The sequence below is a fragment of the Vreelandella malpeensis genome (assembly GCF_020622355.1).
Taxonomy (GTDB): domain Bacteria; phylum Pseudomonadota; class Gammaproteobacteria; order Pseudomonadales; family Halomonadaceae; genus Vreelandella; species Vreelandella malpeensis.
The window spans coordinates 88303-108331 of sequence record NZ_WHVL01000008.1; the positions used below are offsets into that span (position 1 = coordinate 88303).

19 protein-coding genes and 1 other RNA gene are annotated in these 20029 nt (G+C 64.0%); 7 read left to right on the plus strand and 13 right to left on the minus strand.

Annotation, left to right across the window (positions count from 1 at the left end; translation table 11 throughout):
- Window positions 1-5: 5 nt before the first annotated feature.
- Window positions 6-1124 carry a glycosyltransferase family 4 protein gene (locus GEV37_RS16215; RefSeq protein WP_227391309.1) on the plus strand — a complete coding sequence of 373 codons (1119 nt, stop codon included), beginning with the start codon at window positions 6-8 and terminating at the stop codon, window positions 1122-1124.
- On the opposite strand, the gene GEV37_RS16220 is transcribed toward GEV37_RS16215, so the two are convergent.
- The gene (locus GEV37_RS16220) at window positions 1106-1822 is read right to left on the minus strand and encodes a 3-deoxy-D-manno-octulosonic acid kinase (RefSeq protein ID WP_227391310.1); all 717 of its coding nucleotides are present in this window, start codon (window positions 1820-1822) and stop codon (window positions 1106-1108) included. The genes GEV37_RS16215 and GEV37_RS16220 overlap by 19 nt on opposite strands.
- Here GEV37_RS16220 and GEV37_RS16225 point away from each other — a divergent pair.
- The 3 genes from GEV37_RS16225 to waaA are packed head-to-tail and all read left to right on the plus strand — an operon-like array spanning window position 1821 to window position 5633.
- Entirely contained in the window at window positions 1821-2918 is a 1098-nt protein-coding gene (locus tag GEV37_RS16225; protein ID WP_227391311.1) for a glycosyltransferase family 9 protein, read from the plus strand. The genes GEV37_RS16220 and GEV37_RS16225 overlap by 2 nt on opposite strands.
- Complete coding sequence (gene hldE / locus GEV37_RS16230; protein ID WP_227391312.1) at window positions 2908-4338, plus strand: bifunctional D-glycero-beta-D-manno-heptose-7-phosphate kinase/D-glycero-beta-D-manno-heptose 1-phosphate adenylyltransferase HldE; 1431 nt, start codon at window positions 2908-2910, stop codon at window positions 4336-4338. The genes GEV37_RS16225 and hldE overlap by 11 nt, the downstream gene beginning before the upstream one ends.
- On the plus strand, window positions 4338-5633 hold the full coding sequence (waaA, locus tag GEV37_RS16235; RefSeq protein WP_227391313.1) for a lipid IV(A) 3-deoxy-D-manno-octulosonic acid transferase: 1296 nt from the start codon (window positions 4338-4340) through the stop codon (window positions 5631-5633). Before hldE ends, waaA begins: the two co-directional genes overlap by 1 nt.
- Before the next feature lie 6 nt (window positions 5634-5639).
- Here waaA and rpiA read toward each other — a convergent pair whose 3' ends face one another.
- The gene (gene rpiA / locus GEV37_RS16240) at window positions 5640-6311 is read right to left on the minus strand and encodes a ribose-5-phosphate isomerase RpiA (protein WP_227391314.1); all 672 of its coding nucleotides are present in this window, start codon (window positions 6309-6311) and stop codon (window positions 5640-5642) included.
- A gap of 163 nt (window positions 6312-6474) precedes the next feature.
- On the opposite strand from rpiA, the gene ilvA reads away from it, so the two are divergent.
- Window positions 6475-7989 carry a threonine ammonia-lyase, biosynthetic gene (ilvA, locus tag GEV37_RS16245; RefSeq protein ID WP_227391315.1) on the plus strand — a complete coding sequence of 505 codons (1515 nt, stop codon included), beginning with the start codon at window positions 6475-6477 and terminating at the stop codon, window positions 7987-7989.
- 472 nt (window positions 7990-8461) lie between these two features.
- Here ilvA and GEV37_RS16250 read toward each other — a convergent pair whose 3' ends face one another.
- From GEV37_RS16250 to GEV37_RS16270, 5 genes are all read right to left on the minus strand, one after another.
- Window positions 8462-9586 carry a zinc-dependent alcohol dehydrogenase family protein gene (locus GEV37_RS16250; RefSeq protein WP_227391316.1) on the minus strand — a complete coding sequence of 375 codons (1125 nt, stop codon included), beginning with the start codon at window positions 9584-9586 and terminating at the stop codon, window positions 8462-8464.
- 58 nt (window positions 9587-9644) lie between these two features.
- Complete coding sequence (locus tag GEV37_RS16255; protein WP_227391317.1) at window positions 9645-10622, minus strand: flavin reductase; 978 nt, start codon at window positions 10620-10622, stop codon at window positions 9645-9647.
- Between the two features lie 86 nt (window positions 10623-10708).
- Window positions 10709-11026 carry a DUF4387 domain-containing protein gene (locus GEV37_RS16260; protein WP_227391318.1) on the minus strand — a complete coding sequence of 106 codons (318 nt, stop codon included), beginning with the start codon at window positions 11024-11026 and terminating at the stop codon, window positions 10709-10711.
- A gap of 2 nt (window positions 11027-11028) precedes the next feature.
- Window positions 11029-12378, minus strand: a complete 1350-nt coding sequence (locus GEV37_RS16265) for an acyclic terpene utilization AtuA family protein (RefSeq protein ID WP_227391319.1) — start codon at window positions 12376-12378, stop codon at window positions 11029-11031.
- Window positions 12379-12431: 53 nt separating this feature from the next.
- Window positions 12432-13781: an LLM class flavin-dependent oxidoreductase gene (locus tag GEV37_RS16270; protein WP_227391320.1), complete on the minus strand. Its 1350-nt coding sequence runs from the start codon at window positions 13779-13781 to the stop codon at window positions 12432-12434.
- Window positions 13782-13978: 197 nt separating this feature from the next.
- Between GEV37_RS16270 and GEV37_RS16275 the strand changes: the two genes are divergently transcribed.
- Complete coding sequence (locus GEV37_RS16275) at window positions 13979-14986, plus strand: LacI family DNA-binding transcriptional regulator (RefSeq protein WP_227391321.1); 1008 nt, start codon at window positions 13979-13981, stop codon at window positions 14984-14986.
- A gap of 9 nt (window positions 14987-14995) precedes the next feature.
- Here the strand turns inward: GEV37_RS16275 and GEV37_RS16280 are convergent, their stop codons facing one another.
- From GEV37_RS16280 to GEV37_RS16305, 6 genes are all read right to left on the minus strand, one after another.
- Window positions 14996-16276, minus strand: a complete 1281-nt coding sequence (locus tag GEV37_RS16280; RefSeq protein ID WP_227391322.1) for a TRAP transporter large permease — start codon at window positions 16274-16276, stop codon at window positions 14996-14998.
- Window position 16277: 1 nt separating this feature from the next.
- Window positions 16278-16814, minus strand: a complete 537-nt coding sequence (locus GEV37_RS16285; RefSeq protein WP_227391323.1) for a TRAP transporter small permease — start codon at window positions 16812-16814, stop codon at window positions 16278-16280.
- Between the two features lie 89 nt (window positions 16815-16903).
- Entirely contained in the window at window positions 16904-17899 is a 996-nt protein-coding gene (locus GEV37_RS16290) for a TRAP transporter substrate-binding protein (RefSeq protein ID WP_227391324.1), read from the minus strand.
- Window positions 17900-18143: 244 nt separating this feature from the next.
- Window positions 18144-18770 (minus strand): 5-formyltetrahydrofolate cyclo-ligase, encoded by a 627-nt coding sequence (locus GEV37_RS16295; RefSeq protein WP_227391325.1) that lies wholly within the window; start codon window positions 18768-18770, stop codon window positions 18144-18146.
- 2 nt (window positions 18771-18772) lie between these two features.
- Window positions 18773-18955: non-coding RNA, 6S RNA (gene ssrS, locus GEV37_RS16300), on the minus strand.
- 41 nt (window positions 18956-18996) lie between these two features.
- The gene (locus GEV37_RS16305) at window positions 18997-19302 is read right to left on the minus strand and encodes a cell division protein ZapA (RefSeq protein WP_227391326.1); all 306 of its coding nucleotides are present in this window, start codon (window positions 19300-19302) and stop codon (window positions 18997-18999) included.
- A gap of 145 nt (window positions 19303-19447) precedes the next feature.
- Between GEV37_RS16305 and GEV37_RS16310 the strand changes: the two genes are divergently transcribed.
- Complete coding sequence (locus tag GEV37_RS16310; protein WP_227391327.1) at window positions 19448-20026, plus strand: UPF0149 family protein; 579 nt, start codon at window positions 19448-19450, stop codon at window positions 20024-20026.
- Window positions 20027-20029: the final 3 nt, after the last annotated feature.

Consider the following 20029-nt stretch of genomic DNA (forward strand, 5'->3'; position numbering starts at 1 on the left):
AAGGAATGGCGAACAAGGTACTGCAGCTTTGCATGTCCGACGGCAAGGGCGGCATGGAGCTTTACGTGGATCGGGTCATCGAGGATTTGCAGGCCGAAGGGGTCGAGGTGATTGGCATCTGCCTGAGCGATACCCGTATCGAAACCTACTTTCAGCGCAACGGCGTTGCCTACCGGGCCTTCAAGAGCAATCTTCAGGCGCTGGGCAGCGTCTGGGGTCTGCGCCGCTGGCTGATCGACGAGAACGTGCGGGTGATTCACTGCCACAAGTCGAGCGACCTGCGCCTCACCGCGCTCTTGAAACTGCTGCTGCCAAGCATTCGCGTGCTCTACACCGACCACGTGGGCGGTCAGCGCGCCAAGAAGAGTCCCTACCATCGATTTGCCTACGGCAACGTCGACCGCGTGCTCTCGATCAGCCAGGCAACGTATGCGCGCAACGTCAAGAACCTGCCGCTGCCGCGCGAGCGCGTCACGTGCCTGCCCCACGGCGTGGACACCACGACGTACCGGCCGGCCACGGACGGGGCAGTCGTGGCCGCCAAGCGCGCCGAGCTGGGGATTCCCGAGGGCGCGGTGGCCATCGGTCTGCCGGGGCGGGTGACGCCGGGCAAGGGGCAGGATGTCTGGGTGAAAGCGCTTCTGGCGCTGCCTGACGAGCTCGACTTCTTCGCAGTGTCGATCGGCGGGACCGACTACGCCTCCGGCGGCACCGAGACGTTCTACCGCGCGCTGGTCGCGATGATCGAGGGCACGCCGCTGGCCGACAAGATCCGCTTTCTGGGCCATCGCGCGGATCTCGCCGAGATCCTGCCGGCGCTGGATCTGGTGTGCATTCCTTCGGAGAACGAGGCGTTCGGGCTGACCATCATCGAATCCATGGCCTGCGCCATGCCGATCATCGGTTCCAACACCGGGTCGCTGCCGGAGCTGGTCGACGAGGCCAGCGGCGTGCTGGTCGGACCCTTCGACGTGCCGGCCTGGCGTGATGCTCTGGCCGTGCTCATCGAGAATGATGCGCGCCGCCGGGCGATGGGCGAGGCCGCCCGCCAGCGCGTGGAGCGCCACTTCAGCAACCGCCAGCACGTCAAGGCGCTGATCGGCTACTACGAGGCGCTGGCGTAGCCCGCCGAGATCGCGTCCATGGCGACGCCGGGCACGGTGCTGAACTTGGCCACCGAGCGCGCCAACCGCGCGAGGTTGCCCTCCTGCCAGCGGCCCGAGGTGCGCAGCCGACAGCGGTCGAAGTCGATCAGCCAGGGCGCGCCGTCGCCGTCCACCAGGATGTTGCGGGCGTTGAGGTCGACGTGATCGAGCCCAACCTCGTGAAAGCGAGCGATCATCGCGCCCACCCGTTTGAGCAGTGCTTCATCGGCGCTGCCCTCGGATAACCGCGAGGCCAGCGCCCGGGCGCCTTCGATGCGCACGGTGATCAGCGCCGCCTCATAAAAAAGGCCCAGGCGCTCGACGCCGGCGGCCACCGGGCGCGGTACCGGTAGACCCTGATCATAAAGATCTGCGGTCAGGCGCAGTTCGCGAAAGGCGCGGGTGCGCTCGGCGCCCGACCACGCGTAGCGCTTCTCGCAGACCCGGGCGACGAGCCCGCCGCGCCGGTAGGGGCGCAGCACCCACTGCTCTTTCCCTGCCTGGAGAAACAGGCTCTCGCCCCGGCCCGGGGCCTCGCCCACCACGTGCCCGCGGCGGCGCCACGCCGCGCCATCGAACAGCGCAGGCCCGGGTTGGTACGCCGTGGCGTCGTCACATAAACTGTCTACATCATGTAGAATCAGCCAATTTTCCTGCTGGAGTGCCGCTAAGCGCATGAAGCCCTCTTTGCCCAAGAAACCTCGCCATATTGCCATTCTGCGCCTCTCGGCGCTGGGCGATGTGTGCAATCTCGTGCCCACGGTACGCGCCTTGCAGCGCCACTGGCCCGAGGCGCGGATCACCTGGATCATCGGCAAGGGCGAGCACAGTCTACTGGCGGGCCTGTCCGGGGTCGAGTTCGTCGTGTTCGACAAGGCGACCGGCCTTGCCGGCATGCGTCGGATCTGGCGCGAGCTTGCCGACACCCGCTTCGACGTGCTGCTGCACATGCAGCAGGCGATCCGTGCAAGCCTTCTGTCGCTGGGGCTCAAGGCCGATGTGCGGGTGGGCTTCGACAAGGCGCGGGCCAAGGACTTCCAGCACTGGTTCACCCAGCGCCAGATCGCGCCGCGCCAGCACCCCCACGTGCTCGAATCGTTCATGGACTTCGCCCGGCTGCTCGGCGTGACCGACGACCGCCTCGAGTGGAACCTGGCCATCCCCGAGACCGCCTTCGACGAGGCCCGAGCGCTCGCGGGACCGGCGCCGTACCTGGTCATCAACCCCTGCAGCAATGCCCGACTGAGGAATTTTCGCAACTGGTCGGTCGAAGGCTATGCCAGCGTCATCGAGCACGCCTACCGCCATCACGGACTCAGGAGCGTGCTCACCGGCGGCGGCAGCGCCGCCGAGCGCGAAATGGCCGATGCCATCGAGGCGCTCTGCCCGCCCGGCAGCGTCGTCAACGCTATCGGGGGCACGTCTCTCAAGGGCGTGCTGGCGCTGATCAAAAGGGCGCGGGCGGTAATCGCTCCGGACACCGGCCCGGCTCACATGGGCAATGCCCTGGGCACTCCCACGCTCGGGCTCTACGCCACGACTAACCCGCGCCGCGCCGCACCCTACCTGTGGCGTGATTTCGCCGTCGACGCCTACCCCGAGGCGGTGCGTACCTATCTCGACAAGTCGGTGGAAGAGGTGAGCTGGGGCCAGCGCGTTCGCCACGCCGACGCCATGGACCTGATCAAGACCGACGCGGTGATCGCGAAGCTCGATGCGCTGCTCGCGCACACCGCCGCACCGTCGATTACGGGAGTTTCCGATGAAAGTTGATTTGACCGCCCTGCAGCACGCCCGCGTTCTGGTAGTGGGCGACGTGATGCTCGACCGCTACTGGCACGGCAGCACCTCGCGCATCTCGCCGGAGGCGCCGGTACCGGTGGTACGCGTCGAGGGTGCCGACGACCGCCCGGGTGGGGCGGCCAACGTGGCGCTCAACATCGCCGCCCTCGGGGCCCAGGTGGCGCTGGCCGGCGTGGTGGGAGACGACGAGCACGCCGCCCTGCTGAAAGAGCAGCTTGATACTGCCAATGTGAGCACTCACTTTCAAGTCAGCCCCGGTATACCGACCATCACAAAGTTGCGGGTAATGAGCCGCAACCAGCAGCTTTTGCGCCTGGACTTCGAGCAGTCGCTCGCCGGTGTCGAGACCGACGAGCTGCTCGCCCAGGTGGACGCGGCGCTGTTTGAAGCCGACGTGATGATTCTCTCGGACTACGGCAAGGGCACGCTCAACCAGGTCGAACGGCTGATCGAGATGGCGAAAGCCCAAGGCAAGCGCGTGCTGATCGACCCCAAGGGCGTCGATTTCGCCAAGTACCGGGGCGCGAGCCTGATCACTCCGAACCTGGCCGAGTTCGAGGCCGTGGCCGGGGTATGCGATTCTGATGAGTCGCTGGAGCAGCGCGGCGAGGCGCTGCGCGCCGAGCTCGCGCTGGACGCGCTGCTGATCACTCGCAGCGAGAAGGGCATGACGCTGATTCGCGAGCATCACGCCGCGCTGCACCTGCCTACTCGTGCCCAGGAGGTGTTCGACGTGACCGGCGCCGGCGACACGGTGATTGCGCTGCTGGGCCTGGCGCTCGCCTCACAAAGCTCGCTTCCCGATGCCATGATGCTCGCTAACCTGGGCGCGGGGCTGGTGGTGGCCAAGCCCGGCACCGCGACGCTTACCCTCGAGGAGCTGTCGCGTGCCCAGTACGGCGACAAGCCCGCCGAGTTCGGCGTCACCGAGGTCACGGCGCTGGTCGCGGCGGTGCGCGCCGCCCAGCGCCGCGGCGAGCGGGTGGTGATGACCAACGGTTGCTTCGACATCCTGCATGCCGGCCACGTCACTTACCTGGAGCAGGCCCGGCGGCTGGGCGACCGGCTGGTGGTGGCGGTCAACGACGACGCCTCCATCCGCCGGCTCAAGGGCGAGAAGCGCCCGATCAACCCGCTCGCTCGGCGCATGCAGGTGCTGGCGGGGCTTGGCGCGGTGGACTGGGTGGTGCCCTTTGACGAGGACACGCCGGCCTCGCTGATCGAGGCGGTGCTGCCGGATATCCTGGTCAAGGGCGGCGACTACCGGGTCGAGGAGATCGCCGGCAGCGACGCCGTGCTCGAGAACGGCGGCGACGTGAAGGTGCTGGGCTTCGAAGAAGGCGTCTCCACCTCCGGCATGATCCAGACGATCCTCGAGCGCGAAGCCTAGTGGGCAAGCGCCTGCCTCGCACGCTCTACTCGGCGGCGCTCTATGCACTCTCGCCGCTGATTCTGGCGCGCATCTGGCGAGAGCAAGTGCCCACTTACCCACGGCGGCAGCGCTTGGGCATGGGGCTCGATGCGGGTCTTGGCGAGCTGCCGGCGGCGCCGCGCCTCTGGCTGCACTGCGCCTCCGTCGGCGAGGTACGCGCCGCCACGGCTCTGATCGAGGCGCTGCTGGCGCGCTATCGAGATCACGGTCTGCTGATCACCACCATGACCGCGACCGGTGCAGAGCAGGTTCAGGCGCTGATCGCGCGTCAACGCGAGGCGGACCGGGCGCGCCTTGCCCACCGCTTTCTGCCGCTGGATTTCCCGGGCGCGGCCCGGCGCTTCGTGGCGCGAGTGAAGCCCGCGCTCGCGTTGATGTTCGAGACCGAGCTGTGGCCCAATCTGCTGCATGCCTGCCGTTGCCAGGGCGTGCCGGTAGCGGTGGTCAATGGTCGCCTCTCCGAGCGGGCGTTCGCGCGCTACCAGCGCATACGTCCGCTGATGGCCGCGACGCTTTCCGACGTCACTTGGCTGGCAGCGAAATCCGCCGAGGATGCGGCGCGCTTCCAGGCGCTCGGCACGCCTTCTCGTACCCGCGTGGTGGGCTCGTTGAAGTTCGAGATTGTCACCAATGATCAGCCTTGCATTGATAGTGAGCGCTTGCCTTTGGAGAGCGGCACGCGGCGGATCTGGGTGGCGGGTTCCACCCGTGAAGGCGAGGAGGCACTGCTGCTCGACGCTCACCGGGCGCTGCGCCGGCGCTACCCCGAGGCGCTGCTGATTCTCGTGCCCCGCCACCCCCGGCGTTTCGACGAGGTTGCCGCGCTTTGCAGACGCGAAGGCCTTGCCATGGTCAGGCGCAGCGACAACGTCCCTATCAATGAGGAGGTCGCGGTCTACCTGGGAGATACGCTGGGCGAGATGACGTTTTACTACTCGGCGGGTGAGGTGGCCTTCGTGGGCGGCTCGCTGGTGGCGCTCGGCGGGCACAACGTGCTCGAACCCGCAGCACTTGGAAGGCCCGTGCTGTGCGGGCCATCGCTTGAGAACTTCGCTGACGTGGCCGCACCGCTGATCGAGGCGGGCGTTCTCACCACGGTCGACTCGACCGATGCGTTGGCCGGCGCCCTCGAGGCGCTGTTTGCCGACCCGGTGGCGGCCCGGCAGCGCGGAGCCGCCGGGCCGCGCGTGATCGAGGCCCACCGCGGGGCGCTGGCGCGTACCCTGGCGGGCCTCGATGAGTTCTTGGGTTAAGGCAGCCTAACGCGTCACGCGCTCGACGCCGCCGGCGGTGCCCAGCAGCAGCACGTCGGCACCGCGAGCGGCGAACAGCCCATTGGTGACCACGCCGACGATGGCGTTGATGCGGGTCTCCATCTCCACCGGGCGCTCGATCATCACCTCGAAGCAGTCGAGGATCTGGTTGCCGTTGTCGGTCACCACGCCCTGGCGGTAGACCGGCTCGAAGCCGAGCTTGACCAATTCGCGGGCGACATAGGAGCGGGCCATGGGAATCACCTCCACCGGCAGCGGAAAGCGCCCGAGCGTCTCGACGCGCTTGGAGCCGTCGGCGATGCAGATGAAGCGCTCCGCGCAGGCGGCAACGATCTTCTCGCGGGTGAGTGCTGCTCCTCCGCCCTTGATCATCTCGAGTGCGCCGTTCACCTCGTCGGCGCCGTCGATGTAGACCGGCACTGTCCCCACGTCATTGAGCTCGAATACCTCGATGCCCAGCGCCTCGAGGCGCGCTTTCGAGGCATCGGAGCTGGCCACCGCTCCCTTGAAGCGGTCGCGCAGTGGCGCGAGACGGTCGATGAACAGATTCGCCGTCGAGCCGGTGCCGATGCCGAGCACGGTGCTCTTCTCGAGCATGGGGGTTATCTCGGCGATGGCGGCGTCGGCGACGGCGGCTTTCAGCGCGTCCTGGGTCATGGGGGCTCCGGGGTTGTGTGAGGGCCGCGCCAGTATACCGCCTTGGCGCGCCCGTGTTGATGCGCGCGCGTAACGCTGGACGTTGCCGGGGGCGATCTGCTACCAATAAAGGCTTTTCCCGGCTCCGGCCACCGCTCTCATCTGCTCTCATCTGGATATCCGCATGCTCGAAGCTACCGTCAAAAAGATCCTCCAGGCCCGCGTCTACGAGGCGGCCTGCGAGACGCCCATTTCGCCCGCTCCCTTTTTGTCGCGTCGCTTCAACAACCAGATTCTGATCAAGCGCGAGGATCTGCAGCCGGTCTACTCGTTCAAGATTCGCGGCGCCTACAACAAGATGGCAACGCTTTCCGAGGAGCAGAAGGCGCGCGGGGTGATCGCCGCCTCCGCCGGCAACCATGCCCAGGGGCTGGCGCTGGCGGCCAAGCTCATGGGGGTGAAGGCGGTGATCGTCATGCCGCGTATCACCCCAGAGATCAAGGTGCAGGGCGTGCGCTCGCGCGGCGCCCGGGTGGTGCTCAAGGGCGATGCCTTTTCCGATGCCGCCGCCCACGCCCAGGAACTGATCGAGGAGCACGGTTACACCTACATTCCGCCCTTCGACGACATCGACGTGGTGGCCGGCCAAGGCACCATCGGCGTTGAGATCCTGCGCCAGCACACCGGTCGGCTCGATGCGATCTTCGTGCCCGTCGGCGGGGGCGGATTGATCGCCGGCGTCGCCGCCTACGTGAAATACCTGCGCCCGGAGATCAAGATCATCGGCGTCGAGGCCGAGGACAGCGCCTGTCTCAAGGCGGCGCTGGCCGCCGGCGAGCGCGTGGTGCTCGACCAGGTCGGCGTGTTCGCCGAGGGCGTGGCGGTGGCGCAGATCGGCGAAGTGCCGTTCTCGCTCGCCCGCGAGCTCGTGGACGAGGTCATCACCGTCAATACCGACGAGATGTGCGCGGCGGTCAAGGACATCTTCGATGACACCCGGGCCGTGGCGGAGACCTCCGGGGCGCTGTCGCTGGCTGGACTCAAGAAGTACGTGCAGCGCACCGGCGCCGAGGGGCAAACGCTCTTGTGCATCAACTCCGGCGCCAACACCAACTTCGACCGGCTGCAGCACATCGCAGAGCGCACCGAGCTCGGCGAGCAGCGCGAGGCGATCCTCGCCGTGACCATCGAGGAGAAGCCCGGCAGCTTCAAGAAGTTCTGCCGCGTGCTCGGCAAGCGCATGGTGACCGAGTTCAGCTACCGCTACGCCGACGACCGCCAGGCGCACATCTTCGTCGGGGTCCAGGTCAAGCCCGGCGGCGAGGACCGCCAAGCGGTGATCGAGCGGCTCAGAGAGGGCGGCTATCCGGTGGAGGATTTGACCGACAACGAGCTCGCCAAGCTGCATATACGCCACCTGAGCGGTGGGCGCCCGAGCGAGCACTTCGACGAGGAGCTCTACCGCTTCGAGTTTCCCGAACGCCCCGGGGCGCTGATGAACTTCCTCTCGCACCTGCCTCACGACTGGAACATCTCGCTGTTCCACTACCGCAATCACGGCGCGGCTTACGGGCGCGTGCTGGTGGGCATGCAGGTGCCGAGCGCCGACCGTACCCACGTGGCCGAGCATCTCGACGCCATCGGCTATCGCTACTGGCGCGAAAGCGACAATCCGGCCTACCGGCTGTTCATGGCGTGATTATGTGAGCACTCACTAACGCCAGGCCTTAGCGCGGTCAGGCCGTCTGCGATGTCTAAACGTTTAAATAGGCGTTAAAAAATGCGCTTATGGCTATTGTCACTGCCCGGCCTTGGCCCTATAGTCGGCTTTGAAAAATAGTCAAGTGAGTCATCTTCTCTCATCGACACGCTGATGACGCACTCGAGGGCATTGGCAATCAATAAACGTTGGAGAGAAGGCATGCGGCGGAAAAAGCCCGATGTGGTAATGGCGTTGACAGTGGTCTTTATGCTGGGAGTACTGGCAACCGGGTATGCGCAGGCATTGGCGGGAAGTTGACCGCCACGTGTGACGTCAGCGTCCAGCAGATGGCTTTCGAACGCTAATAAGGTCTATCCAGTCTTGTGTTTCAACGTATGCCGTCGTGTACCAACGTAGGTAGCGGAACGGGTCGAGGAGCATCAACCCGTTCTTCCCTTCTCAGGACTTGTCACAGCTCGATGATCAGTCTTATCGCCTCGCCCTTGTCCAGTCTGTCGAAACCCTCATTGATCTCCTCAAGACGAAGCGTGCCGCTGAGAAGCTTGCCCACCGGCAACTTGCCTTGCCGGTATAGCGCGACGTAGCGGGCGATGTCCCTTGGCGGCACGCAGGTACCGATGTAGCTTCCCTTGAGAGTACGCTCTTCCGCCACCAGGCTGACGATATTGAGCTTCAGATCGGTATCGGGGCCAGGCAGGCCCGCCGTGACCGTGGTACCGCCGCGCCGGGTCATCCTGTAGGCGTTCGACAGCGCCTTTTCCGACCCCGCGAACTCGAGAGCAACGTCCACTCCGCCGTCGGTGAGCGCGCGTATCTGCTCCATCAGGTCCGGGTCCCGGGCGTTGAAGGTCGCCGTCGCGCCCAACGCCTTGGCCACCGTGAGCTTGTCATCAGATAGATCGACCGCGACGATCTGCGTCGCACCCGCACAGACGGCTCCCAGTACCGCGGCGAGCCCCACGCCACCGAGCCCGATCACCGCCACGGTTTGTCCGGCCTGTACCCGGGCGGTGTTGATCACTGCCCCTACGCCGGTCAGCACTGCACAACCGAACAGCGCCGCCTCGGTGAAGGGCAGGGTCTTGTCGATCTTGACCAGCGAACGGCGGGACACCACCGCATGCTCGGCGAAGGCGGAGCAGCCCAGGTGATGGAAGATGGCCGCGCCGTTCTCGTGCAGGCGAACCTCTCCGGACAGCAGGGTACCCGCGCCGTTGGCCCGAGCCCCGGGCTCGCAGAGGGCGGGCCGTCCTTCGGCGCAGGGCAGGCAGTGGCCGCAGCTGGGCATGAAGGTGAGGACCACGTGATCACCCGGCACCAGGTCATCGACGTTGGCGCCCAGACTCACCACCTCGCCTGCCGCTTCGTGGCCCAGGGTCATGGGCATGGGGCGAGGACGGTTGCCATTGATCACGGAGAGATCGGAATGGCACAGGCCGGCGGCTCGAATGCGTACCAACACCTCGTCGGGGCCCGGCGGATCGAGAACGATCTCTCTGATCTCCAGCGGGCGGCTATGGCTGTAAGGGGGGGCCGAGGTCATGTCCTTCAATACGGCAGCGCGGGTTTTCATCGAAGAGCCTCCATCGTCGTGGTGGGACCGAAATGCCGAGAGCGGCGTGAAAGCGGCGCTAGGGGGCCTGCCGGTCGAGGGGTTTGGGAATGGGGGGCCACCCCTGGCGCTGCTCGTCGATGGCGAGCTTGCTTAGAAGCTGCTTGAGTATGCGGATCTCGTTGTCGTGCATGGGGGCCAGGCACTGGGCTTCGGAGGCCTTGAGCAGCGCCACGATCTCGATCATGGCACGTCGACCGCTCTCGGTAAGACGTACCGTCGAGTCCGGGTCGGCACCGCCTTGCTGGGTGATCAGGCCGCGGTGCTCCAGGTCCTCGAGGGTCTGGTGATCGACCTCGTCGCCCCGGGCGCGCCCGATACGGTAAATCTCGTCCCGGCTGCGCCCGTCTTCGTGGCCAAGCAGGGTCAGCACCGCGTACTGGGCATCACTCCAGCCGCGTTTTTTACGCTCGCCCACCGCCTCTTCCCGAATCTTGTAGAACACGCGAGAGATCAGATAGATGAAATCGTCCGGCGTGAGGCTTTCGGCGCGAGAGGCGAAGGAGTATTCGCTTTTCTGGTGGCTGACCAGGCGCCCGTACTGGCCACCGTGAAAGAGCAGGGGCGGCGTGGAGGAGTGCTGGAAATCGACCACTTCGCCGACGAAGATGATGTGATCGCCCCCTTCGTACTGGTAGGTGGTGCGGCACTCGAAGCGCGCCGCACAGTCCTCGATCAGCGGAATGTCATCGTGGCCGCGTTTCACCTCCATGTGATCGAAGGGATTGGCGGCGGAGGAGGCGAAGGCACCGGAGAGCGTGTCCTGGTCCGCGGCGAGGATATGAACGGCGAAGTAATTCGACTGCTTGAAGGCGGCAAACGCCGAGGAGGTCTTGGAAAGGCTCCAGAGGATTAAGGGCGGATCCAGCGACACGGAGCTGAAGCTGTTGGCGGTTCTTCCCAGGTCCTTGCCATCCTCGCCCCGGGTGGTCACGATCGTGACTCCGGTGGCGAACGAACCCAGGGCGTTTCGCAGGATACGCTGTTCATTGTTCATGACGATTGTGTCCTTGAGTGGGCACCGCTTCGAGACGTCAGCAGGATGGCTCGAGCGGTGCAGAAAGAGTGAGCCACCGATGGGGGCTAGCCCGGCAGCGGAATGTCGACGTCCAGAAGCGGCGCGTGCTGCTGGGCGCCGTACACGTCGGTGTCACCCAGATCCCCTGCCGGGATCGCTCGGGGCAGTGTCGCCTTGAAGGCGGCGGCGGTATCGTAGGGGGTGAACAGCACGTCCTTCTCCTCGACGCCGTAAAGGGTCGCGAACAGCGCCGGCGAGAGTACCCCGGTCTCCTTCACCTGGCGGTAGAGCGTGTGATCCTCGAACAGCACGTCGATGGTGATATAGAACGGGCCGGCATTCTTGCTCTTGCAGATCTGAGCGATGTCCTTGATCAGGGCCATGGTCAGCGAACCTCTTCGTAGTCGATGGGGAATAGGGCGCAGGGGTCGTCCACCTCGACGGTATGGAAGACGCTGAACCGGTAGCACTCGCCCATCTCGATATCCGACGGACTGAAGGGGAAGGCCATGTTGCCCTCCTTGCAAAGCCGACCTTGGAAATCCGCGTGCAGCATCGAGGTGCGCGCCATGGCGAGCACCGCATTGGCGGTTTCCTGGGTGTTGCCCACCACCTCGATCACGAAACCGAGCTCGTGGGAGGTAAAAGCCTTTTGTGGTTCCCAGTCTCCCATGACGCCGTTGCGGCCGTAGCAGTGCACGATCAGGGTGTAGTCCGTGCGCGCAACGCCGAAGGATTCGGCCTTGGTCATGACCTTCTCGCGGTGAATTGCCAGGTAGTCGTCGATCTGGCTGATGAGCACCGGGTCTCGGGTGCCGCAAATCGCGATCGCCCGAAAGCCCATGCTTTCCACCCCTTCGAGCTTCACCGTGTAGCGCTCGGCGCGCTGCCAGATCATGCCATCGATCTTGACGGCCCGGTCGCTCACGGCCTCGAAACGGCATGCACTGGTATCGAGCAAGCCGCCGGGCTCGATGTGGTGGATCGGACTCGAGTTCTCGTGAAGGGCGAAGTTGGCCACCGCCAGGGGCGTCGAGCGCCGAATCGGGTTCGGCGGCTCGCATACCACGTGATCCTCCCGCACTCGCAGGAAGATGCAGTCCGGCTCCTTCGGCACCGTCGGCTCCGCGCCGCACTCGAGCATCTTGCCCGCGTACCAGGACGGTGCCGGGTTCATGCCCGCGCGAATGGCCGGTGCCGCCCATTGAGCCGGGTCGCTGCTGCGCCCGGCCAGGATCACTTGAGCGCCCTCGTCCAGCGCCTTGCAAAACGGCTCTGGTCCCATCATGGCGACGATACGGCGCGCCCGATCGACCCTTGCCTCATCCAAGGCTGGCATGCGGGCCAAGGGCCGGGTGATGCCGGCGCCGACCCACTGCTTGACGACCTCCTTGGATTGCTCCGAGTGGATCAGCGCCATCTTGAATGACAGGTTTTCTTCGGCGGCAATTTCCCGTACCAGCGCCGCCATGTCCTTCAGGTGTGGTTCGCCGCCGGAACCGCCGGCGGTACCGATGATGCAGGGAATGCCGGCGTCGATGGCGGCCTTCAACATCAAGCGCAGGTCGCGCTTGACTGACAGTCTCGAGCAGAAGGATTTACCCGCGCCCAGGTAGTAAGGACCGGGGTCGGTGCTGCCTCCGTCGCAGCCGATGACGTGGGGCTCCCAGGACATGCCGATCTTCAGCGACTCTTCGGCGAAACCGTAGCCGAGAATCCCGCTGGTCGATAACATACGAAACTCTTTCATATCAGCCTCATGCAGTGGGTGTTGGTGGTAAAGGCGGGTCAGGCTGATCGGGACGGCACGGCAAGACCGAGGCTGTCGCGCAGGGTCGTGCCCGGATAGTCCTTGTGGTAGAGACCGCGGCGCTGAAGCTCCGGAACCACCATTCGGGTGAAGTCCTCGAAGGCGCCGGGGGTGTGGGTCGCGGCGAGCACGAACCCATCACAGGCGCGCTCGGTGAACCACTCCTCCATCTGGTCGGCGACCGCTGTCGGCGTTCCGCAGAAGATGGGGAACTCGCCGATGGTGCCGCGACCGGAGAAGTACACGAAGTCACGAACCGTGGGGTTGGCCTTGCCGCTGAGCTCGACCACCCGCTCGCGAAACCCGGTCCAGGAGAGCGTCTCTAGCTCCGCATCGGTGAATTCATCGTCCATGGACTTGCTGCCGAAATCGAAATTGAGTGCTTCGGAGAGCAGTACCAGGGCATCGATTGGCTTCGCCAGGGCGCGTATGTACTCGCGCTTCTCTTCGGCGATGGCCTGGGTTTCCCCGACACAAACGTAGCAGGCCGGGCAGATGGCCACGTCATCGGGATTGCGCCCGGCAGCCTCGACTTCCTGCTTCACCGCCGCATACTGGCGCTTGCCCGCCTCGAGGGTCGGGTAAACGACGAAGATCAGATCTCCCCAGCGGCCAGCGAACTGGCGCCCGCGCCCGCTCTGTCCTGCCTGGATCAATACCGGCTGGCCCTGGGGCGAGCGGGGGACCGGCAAGGGTCCGCTGGCGGAAAAGAACTTGCCCTTATGGGATAGGCGGTGGACCTTGTTGGCATGGGCGAACTGGCCGGAGGCCTTGTCGACGACCAGCGCGTCCTCTTCCCAGCTGTTCCAGAGTCCTTGGACGACCTCCAGGAATTCATCGGCGCGCTCGTAGCGCAGGTCGTGGGCCAGGTGTTCAGTGCGCCCGAAGTTGGCGGCTTCGGAATTGTTCAGCGAGGTCACCACGTTCCAGGCAGCGCGGCCCTTGCTCATCAGGTCCAGGGTGGCGAACAGGCGCGCCACGTGAAAGGGCTCGTAGTAGGTCGTGGAGTAGGTAATGCCGAGGCCAATACGGCGGGTCGCCATGGCGATGGCGGTGATGATCGATACCGGATCCATCTTGACCACTCGAACGCCGTTCTCGACTGCCTCTCCATGATCGTTCTGGTAGATGTCCGGCATGGCGAGGCGATCGTCGAAAAACGCCAGGTGGAACTTGCCCTCTTCGAGGACGCGGCCGATGCGCTGGAAATACTCCGGGGTCAAAAAGTCCGTCGCGCTGGCAGGATGGCGCCAGGAGCCCGGCGCGATCGAGCAGTTCTGTGCCTGTAGAAAGCCCACCATTTTTATCTGACGTTTATTTGTTGTCATGTCTATCCACCTTTCGAGCATCTTGTTTATTGGTCAAGTGCAAACGTTTGCACAGTTGTTGAAGTCTATGCCTGGCTTTTTGGCGATGGCAAGTACTTATTCATTAACAATAGGTCTAACACTTGGTGAATTGGTAGGGTCAATACTGGTTTTAAGTTAAGCTTCAATGCGTCGATTCACTTTGAAAGAAGATGCCCATGTCCTCCCCGAGCCGCCGATCCACCATCGTCACGCTGTCGAAACTGGCGGGGGTGGCCCCCTCCACCGTCACCCGTGCGTTACGTGGCGATACGCGTATCTCGGAAAAGACGCGCCAACGTATCGCTGCCTTGGCACAAGAGCAGGGGTACACCCCCAACGTGCTGGCCAGAACCCTGTCGTCCGGACGAAGTGGCCTGTACGGCCTGATTTTGGGACCCTCTTCCAACCCTTTCTATTCCGAGCTTCTGCATGAGGCGACCCGCCAGGTGGAAAGCCTGGGCTATCGCTTTTTGATCATTCATGCCGGCTCCGGCCCCGTCGAGGAGCGCACCGCCGAGGCGCTGTTGCAGTATCAGGTCGACGGTTGTCTGGTGTCTTCCGCCATCCAGAGCTCCCGGGTGGCAGAAGTGTGCGAGAAGAACGCGGTGCCCCTGGTGATGGTGAACCGGGTGGCTCTTCAGCATGGCTGCGCCGTGACTTGTGACAACCGGGCAGGAGGACGTGATCTGGCGCGCTTGCTCCTTGAAAGCGGCCGGCGCAAGTTCGCCGTCGTGACCACCTCGTCCTACAGTTCGACCGCCCAGGAGCGTGAGGACGCCTTCGTCGACGAGCTCGCACGGGCAGGGCTTTCGCTCGCCCATCGCTACGATGGCAAGTCCCACTACGAGGGCGGCTACGAGGCGGGACTCGAGCTTGCGAAACTCTCCGGTGCCCAGCGCCCGGACGCCGTGTTCGCCCTCAGCGACATCATGGCCATGGGGCTGCTCGATGCGCTGCGCCTGAAGGGCGTGGCGGTGCCGTCGGACATGGCGGTGGTAGGGTTTGACGGGCTTCCCGCCGCGGCGCGCCCGATCTATGACCTCACCACGATCGAGCAACCGCTGACGACCATGATCGAGCGTGCCTTCGCCCTGCTTGCCAACCGGGTGGCCACCCCCAGCCTTCCGGATGAAACCATCAGCCTGAAGGGGCGGCTTCTCATTCGCGGCTCGAGCGGAGGGTGATCCCGCCTTTCACATGTTGAAGGGTAGATAGAGCACGATCTGCGGAAAGAAGTAGATGATGAAGACCGATGCCATCATGATCACTACGTAAGGGACGACTCCGCGCACTACTTCCTTGAGTGGCGACCTGGCCACGGACTGTATGACGAAGAGGTTCATCCCCACCGGGGGAGTAATCAGCGCAAGCTCGATCATCAGAACGAAGAAGATGCCGAACCAGACCGGATCGATGCCGTGAATACTGAGCGACGGCATCAGAATCGGCAGCACGATCAGAATCATCGCGATACCTTCCAGGAAAAGTCCTAGCAACAGCAGCACCAGCATCACTACCAGAATGAACATCAACGGGGTATGGATGTTCATGGCGATCCAGCTGGAGACTTCGTAGGGAATGCGATAGAGCATGATGCCCTTGCCGAAGACGTTGGCCGCCGCAACGATCAGCAGCAGCTTTGATGTGGTCAGACCGGATTCAGCGATGGCTTCGCGAAGCTGACTGAACACGATGCTGCGCTTGAAGACCAGCACGTAAACCAGCGTCAGGATCAGCCCGACCGCGGCAGACTCGGTGGGGGTGAAGGCGCCGGCGTAGATGCCGCCAATCATGGTGAAGGCGATACCGATCGTCGGCAGCGCCTTCAGGGTCGCGCGAAACCGGGCCTCGACATCGACGCTCTCCCCCTTGCCAACGACAGGGGCTCCCCCCATGAACGACTTGACGATGCAGTAGCACAGAAACAGACCGATCAACAAGAGCCCCGGCCCTATCCCGGCCAGGAACATGCTGACCGTGGACTGCTCCGCCACAGCTGCATAGACGATCAAGGGGATCGAGGGCGGGATGAGGATCCCTAGAGTCGCGCCGGCGGCCAACGTGCCCATCACGAAACGCTTCTCGTAGCCACGGCTGGTCATTTCCGGAATGGCGACGGTGCCAATCATGGCGGCAACCGCCACGGAAGAACCCGAGATGGCGGAGAAGATGCCGCAGGAAAGAATGGTGGCGATGGCGACACCACCGCGTACGTTACCCATCCAGCTGTGCACCGCGTCGAAAAGATCCCGAGCCACCCCCGCCTTGAGCAGGATGTTGGAGGTCAGCAGGAAAAGAGGTACCGCTAACAGGATGAAGCTGTTGGTCGAGCCGAGAAACTCCTGAGGAATGCTCGCTAGGGGAACACCGAGGGAGACAATCAGTGCGATGCCCACCAGGGTCAACGAGATGGCGACGGGAATGCCTGCCAGCAGCAGGGCGAGCAGGCCCGTAAGTATGATGAACGTATCCATGTCAGTGCATCTCCCCGCTGTCTTCGGCGTCGAACAGGCGCTCGCCGCTCAGGCAGAGCCAGACCGTCTCGATGGCCGCCTGCAGGGCGAATAGCGAAAAACCGACGACCAGCGCCAGATGGAAGACCCAGTAAGGCAGGGCCAACGTAGTCGCGGTGGAGCGTCCCATCTCGATCGACTGCATCATCTGGGCAAAGGCGAACCATCCAACGATCACCCCTACCGCGAACATGGCCACCAGCTGCAGAAGATCCATCGAGAACCCGACCCGGGGACTTGCGTTGTTGCGCAAGAGGGTGATGGCGATCATCTGACGTTGATTGAGACAAGGCGCCAGTAGCCCGAAAGTGGCCCATACGATACCCACGCGGGACATTTCCTCGACCCAGTGGGTGGGGCTGTTGAACAGGTAGCGCGAGACGATTTCGTAGGCTACGGCGATGCCGATAAAAAAGTAGATCCAGGAGGCGGCTTCACCGAAGCCTTTCATGAGCTTGCGCCAGGTGAGCAAGGCGCGATTGCCTGTGATATCGGGCATGGTTCTCTGGTCTCGAGTTGATGGGCTAGGGGGCCCGACCACCGCCAGGATGCCGAAAGGGCACGACAGGGTGGTCGATGGCGGGTTCCTCAACGTGACTGCAGCGTTTCGGCTTCCTCGAACACTCGACGTGACACGTCGTCCCCTTGCTCGTAGAAGCGCTCGGCGACGGAGGCCGAGGCCTGCTGCCAGAGCGCTCGCTGGTCTTCGTCCAGTTCGATGACCGTCATGCGCCCATCAAGCTCCTGCTTGACCTCTTCCGCCTTCGAGACAATGTCCCTGTGCAGCGCCTGCTCGAGAGTCTGGCCGACCTCCATGAATATCGCCTGCTGCTCCTCACTGAGTGATGCCCAGGTACGCTGGTTCATGAGCGCGAAGTGGGTTTCGTACATATGGTTCAAGGCGGTGACGTACTCGGTCACTTCGTAGAGTCGTCGGTCGATGACCGACGGCCAGCCGGTCAGCCCCCCCGCCACGATGCCGCGCTGCAGGGCGAGAAACTGCTCGCCGCCGCTGGTGACGACGGGCGAGGCGCCCACGGATTCGATGAAGTCGCTCACGGTCGCACCGAAGGTGCGGATCTTCATGCCCTGGATGTCCTCCGGTACGCGCACGGGCGCGTTGCGGGTAACCAGCACGATCGAGCCGTAGGGAATCCAGAACGGCGTGACGAACCCCTTCGATTCCATCTCCTCGTCGAGGATTTCTCGGATGGGGCTGCCGGGCGTCGTCGAGCGATCTATTTTCTCCTGGGTATCGAAGAAGAAGGGAACGGCGAAGATATCGAAAGCGGGAATCGTGCCTGCCATGATCGAGGCGGAAGCGACCCCGATGTCCACAGTGCCGTTACTCACGGCTTCATCCATCTGCTGGTCCGTGGCCAGCGATTGAGCGGCGTACACCTCGAACGTGATGTCGCCGTCGGTACGCTCGGTGATCTCATCGGCAAAGCGCTGAATGCTCTGAGTCAGATAATTGGTTTCCGGAACGCTGGTCGCAATCCGAATAATCTTTTCATTGGCGTGAAGGGTAGGGGCCGCGATAAGGAGGGCTGGCGCCATCAGGGTAATGAGGAATTTACGCATAGTGTTTTCTCACTCTTATTCTTGGAATGGGGTTTTTTACATCGAATTCCTAACTGTTTGTGCAAACGATTGCACATGCACTGTCAGTAAAAGGGCTAACGTGGGAGGGGTCAATTAATCTTTCGTATATACAAAAGAGGGATGCTAAAGCGACCCTGTAATGGTCGATGATGGGCGATCGACAGGCGGATCGAACCGAAAACGCGCCAACCATCGTCGCGGGAAATGTCACTGCCGAGGCGCGCTAGCGTCGAGGCCAGCAGGTGCGGTCGCTGACCACCATGTCCAGCGGTATATCCCAGGGTTCTACCGGTAGTTCGCTGACCTGCTGGCAGGCGTGAGCGACACCGATGAGTCGCGGCTTGGGACCATTGCCTTTCATGAAGGCCAGAGTGCGATCATAAAAGCCGCCTCCCATGCCCATGCGGTTGGCGCGGGCGTCGAAGCCTACCAACGGCACGATCAGCGTATCCAGCGCCCAAGCGGGCAGGCGGTTGCCGCGCTGGGCAGCAAAGCGGGTGCAGGGCTCGCGAATGCCGAAGCGGTTCTCGACCATGGGGGTGTCGACATCAAAGCGCACGAACCAGAGCGAATTGTCGCTCAAGGGGCGCAGAACCGGCAGGTAGACCGCCACGCGGCGTTTCTCGAACCAGGGCAGCAGCGGCGTCGGGTCGATCTCGCCGCTCACGGGCAGGTAAAGGCTCACGCGGCGGGCGCGCTGGAGTTCGGGGAGGCGCTTCAGGCGCTGGCATAAAGAGATAGCCGCCGTTTGCTGCTGCGCATCGCTCAAGGCGCGACGCTTGCGGCGAAGTTCGCGGCGCAGGGCAGGCTTGTCGAAACGGTCGGCGTCGATGAGGGTGTGGTATTGCACGAGAGTTCCCCGAAGTGCCGCTGTCGTTCTGGCCCTGAACCTACTGGTTCAGGTGGGTGGCCGCAGCCAGACCGTCAGGCTTTCCGACGCACGGACATGCACACGGGCCTGGCTAGCATTTGGCCCCCTGGGTACTGCGCATAGGCTCGAGGGACTATAACGACTGGCGCACACTCCAGAGAACCGCTTCATTTTAACAGAGCCCGGCGCAATGCCAAAGGATTGGCTAGCTTTTCGCCGGGCGGGCGCCTTCCAGAGCGCGCTCGAGCCGGTCGTGCAGGCGATTCAGGCTCGCCTCGCCGGCGCGGTGTTCGTCCAGCGCCTCGAGCAGCTCGTGGGTGATGTTCAGCGCCGCCATGATGGCGATACGCTCGTTGCCCAGCACGCTGCTCTGGGAGTGAATGCCTTGCATGGCACGGTCCAGGTAGCGAGCAGCGCGTTCAAGCTTGGCTTCTTCGCCGCTGTCGCAGGCGATCATGTAGCCGCGACCCAGCAGGGTGATTTCTTTGGTTGGCCGCTTGGCGGTGCTCATCGAAGACTCCGGCGCGGGCACGTGCGGGCCCGAATGCGTTAACATCACCGTCATGGGTGAGGGTCGGCGTTCACTATAAGAGAGCCGCTTGCGCGGGGTCAACGCGCCCTCTGCCTCAATTCGACGATACCAATGCGAGCACATCATGTCAGTCATCGACCAGCGCCAGGACTTTTCCGACATCGCCGACGTCTTCCTGCTTCACGGCAGCATGCAGTCGCCCGCCTTCCTGGATGGCCGGCTCTGCGCGCTGCTCGCCCTGCGCGACGTCAGCGCCGAGGCGTGGCTCGACGAGGTCACCACGAGCCTGGGGGTAGAGCAGCCCCGTGACCCGGAAAGCGCCGAGCGCTTGCTCGGCTGGCGCCGCCAGACCCTGGACGCGCTCAGCGCCAGCGACCTGAACTACGCGCCGCTGCTGCCCGACGAGCTCTTCTCCCTCGGCGAGCAGGCCCAGGGTCTCAAGGAGTGGGCGCTGGGCTTCATGGAAGTGGTCGAGGAGGTGGCCGACGACGCGCTCAGACAGCGCTGGTCCCAGCCGCTGGGTGAAGCGATCGACGACCTGGCGGGCTTTGGCCAGATCGACACCGACCTCGAGGACAGCTCCGAGAACGAGAATGACCTGTTCGCGCTCAGCGAACATGCGCGCATGGCGGCGATGATGCTCTACACCGAGCAGCATCCCGGCAAGCCCCAAGTGGAACAGACCGACGCCCCGGTTCACTGATCC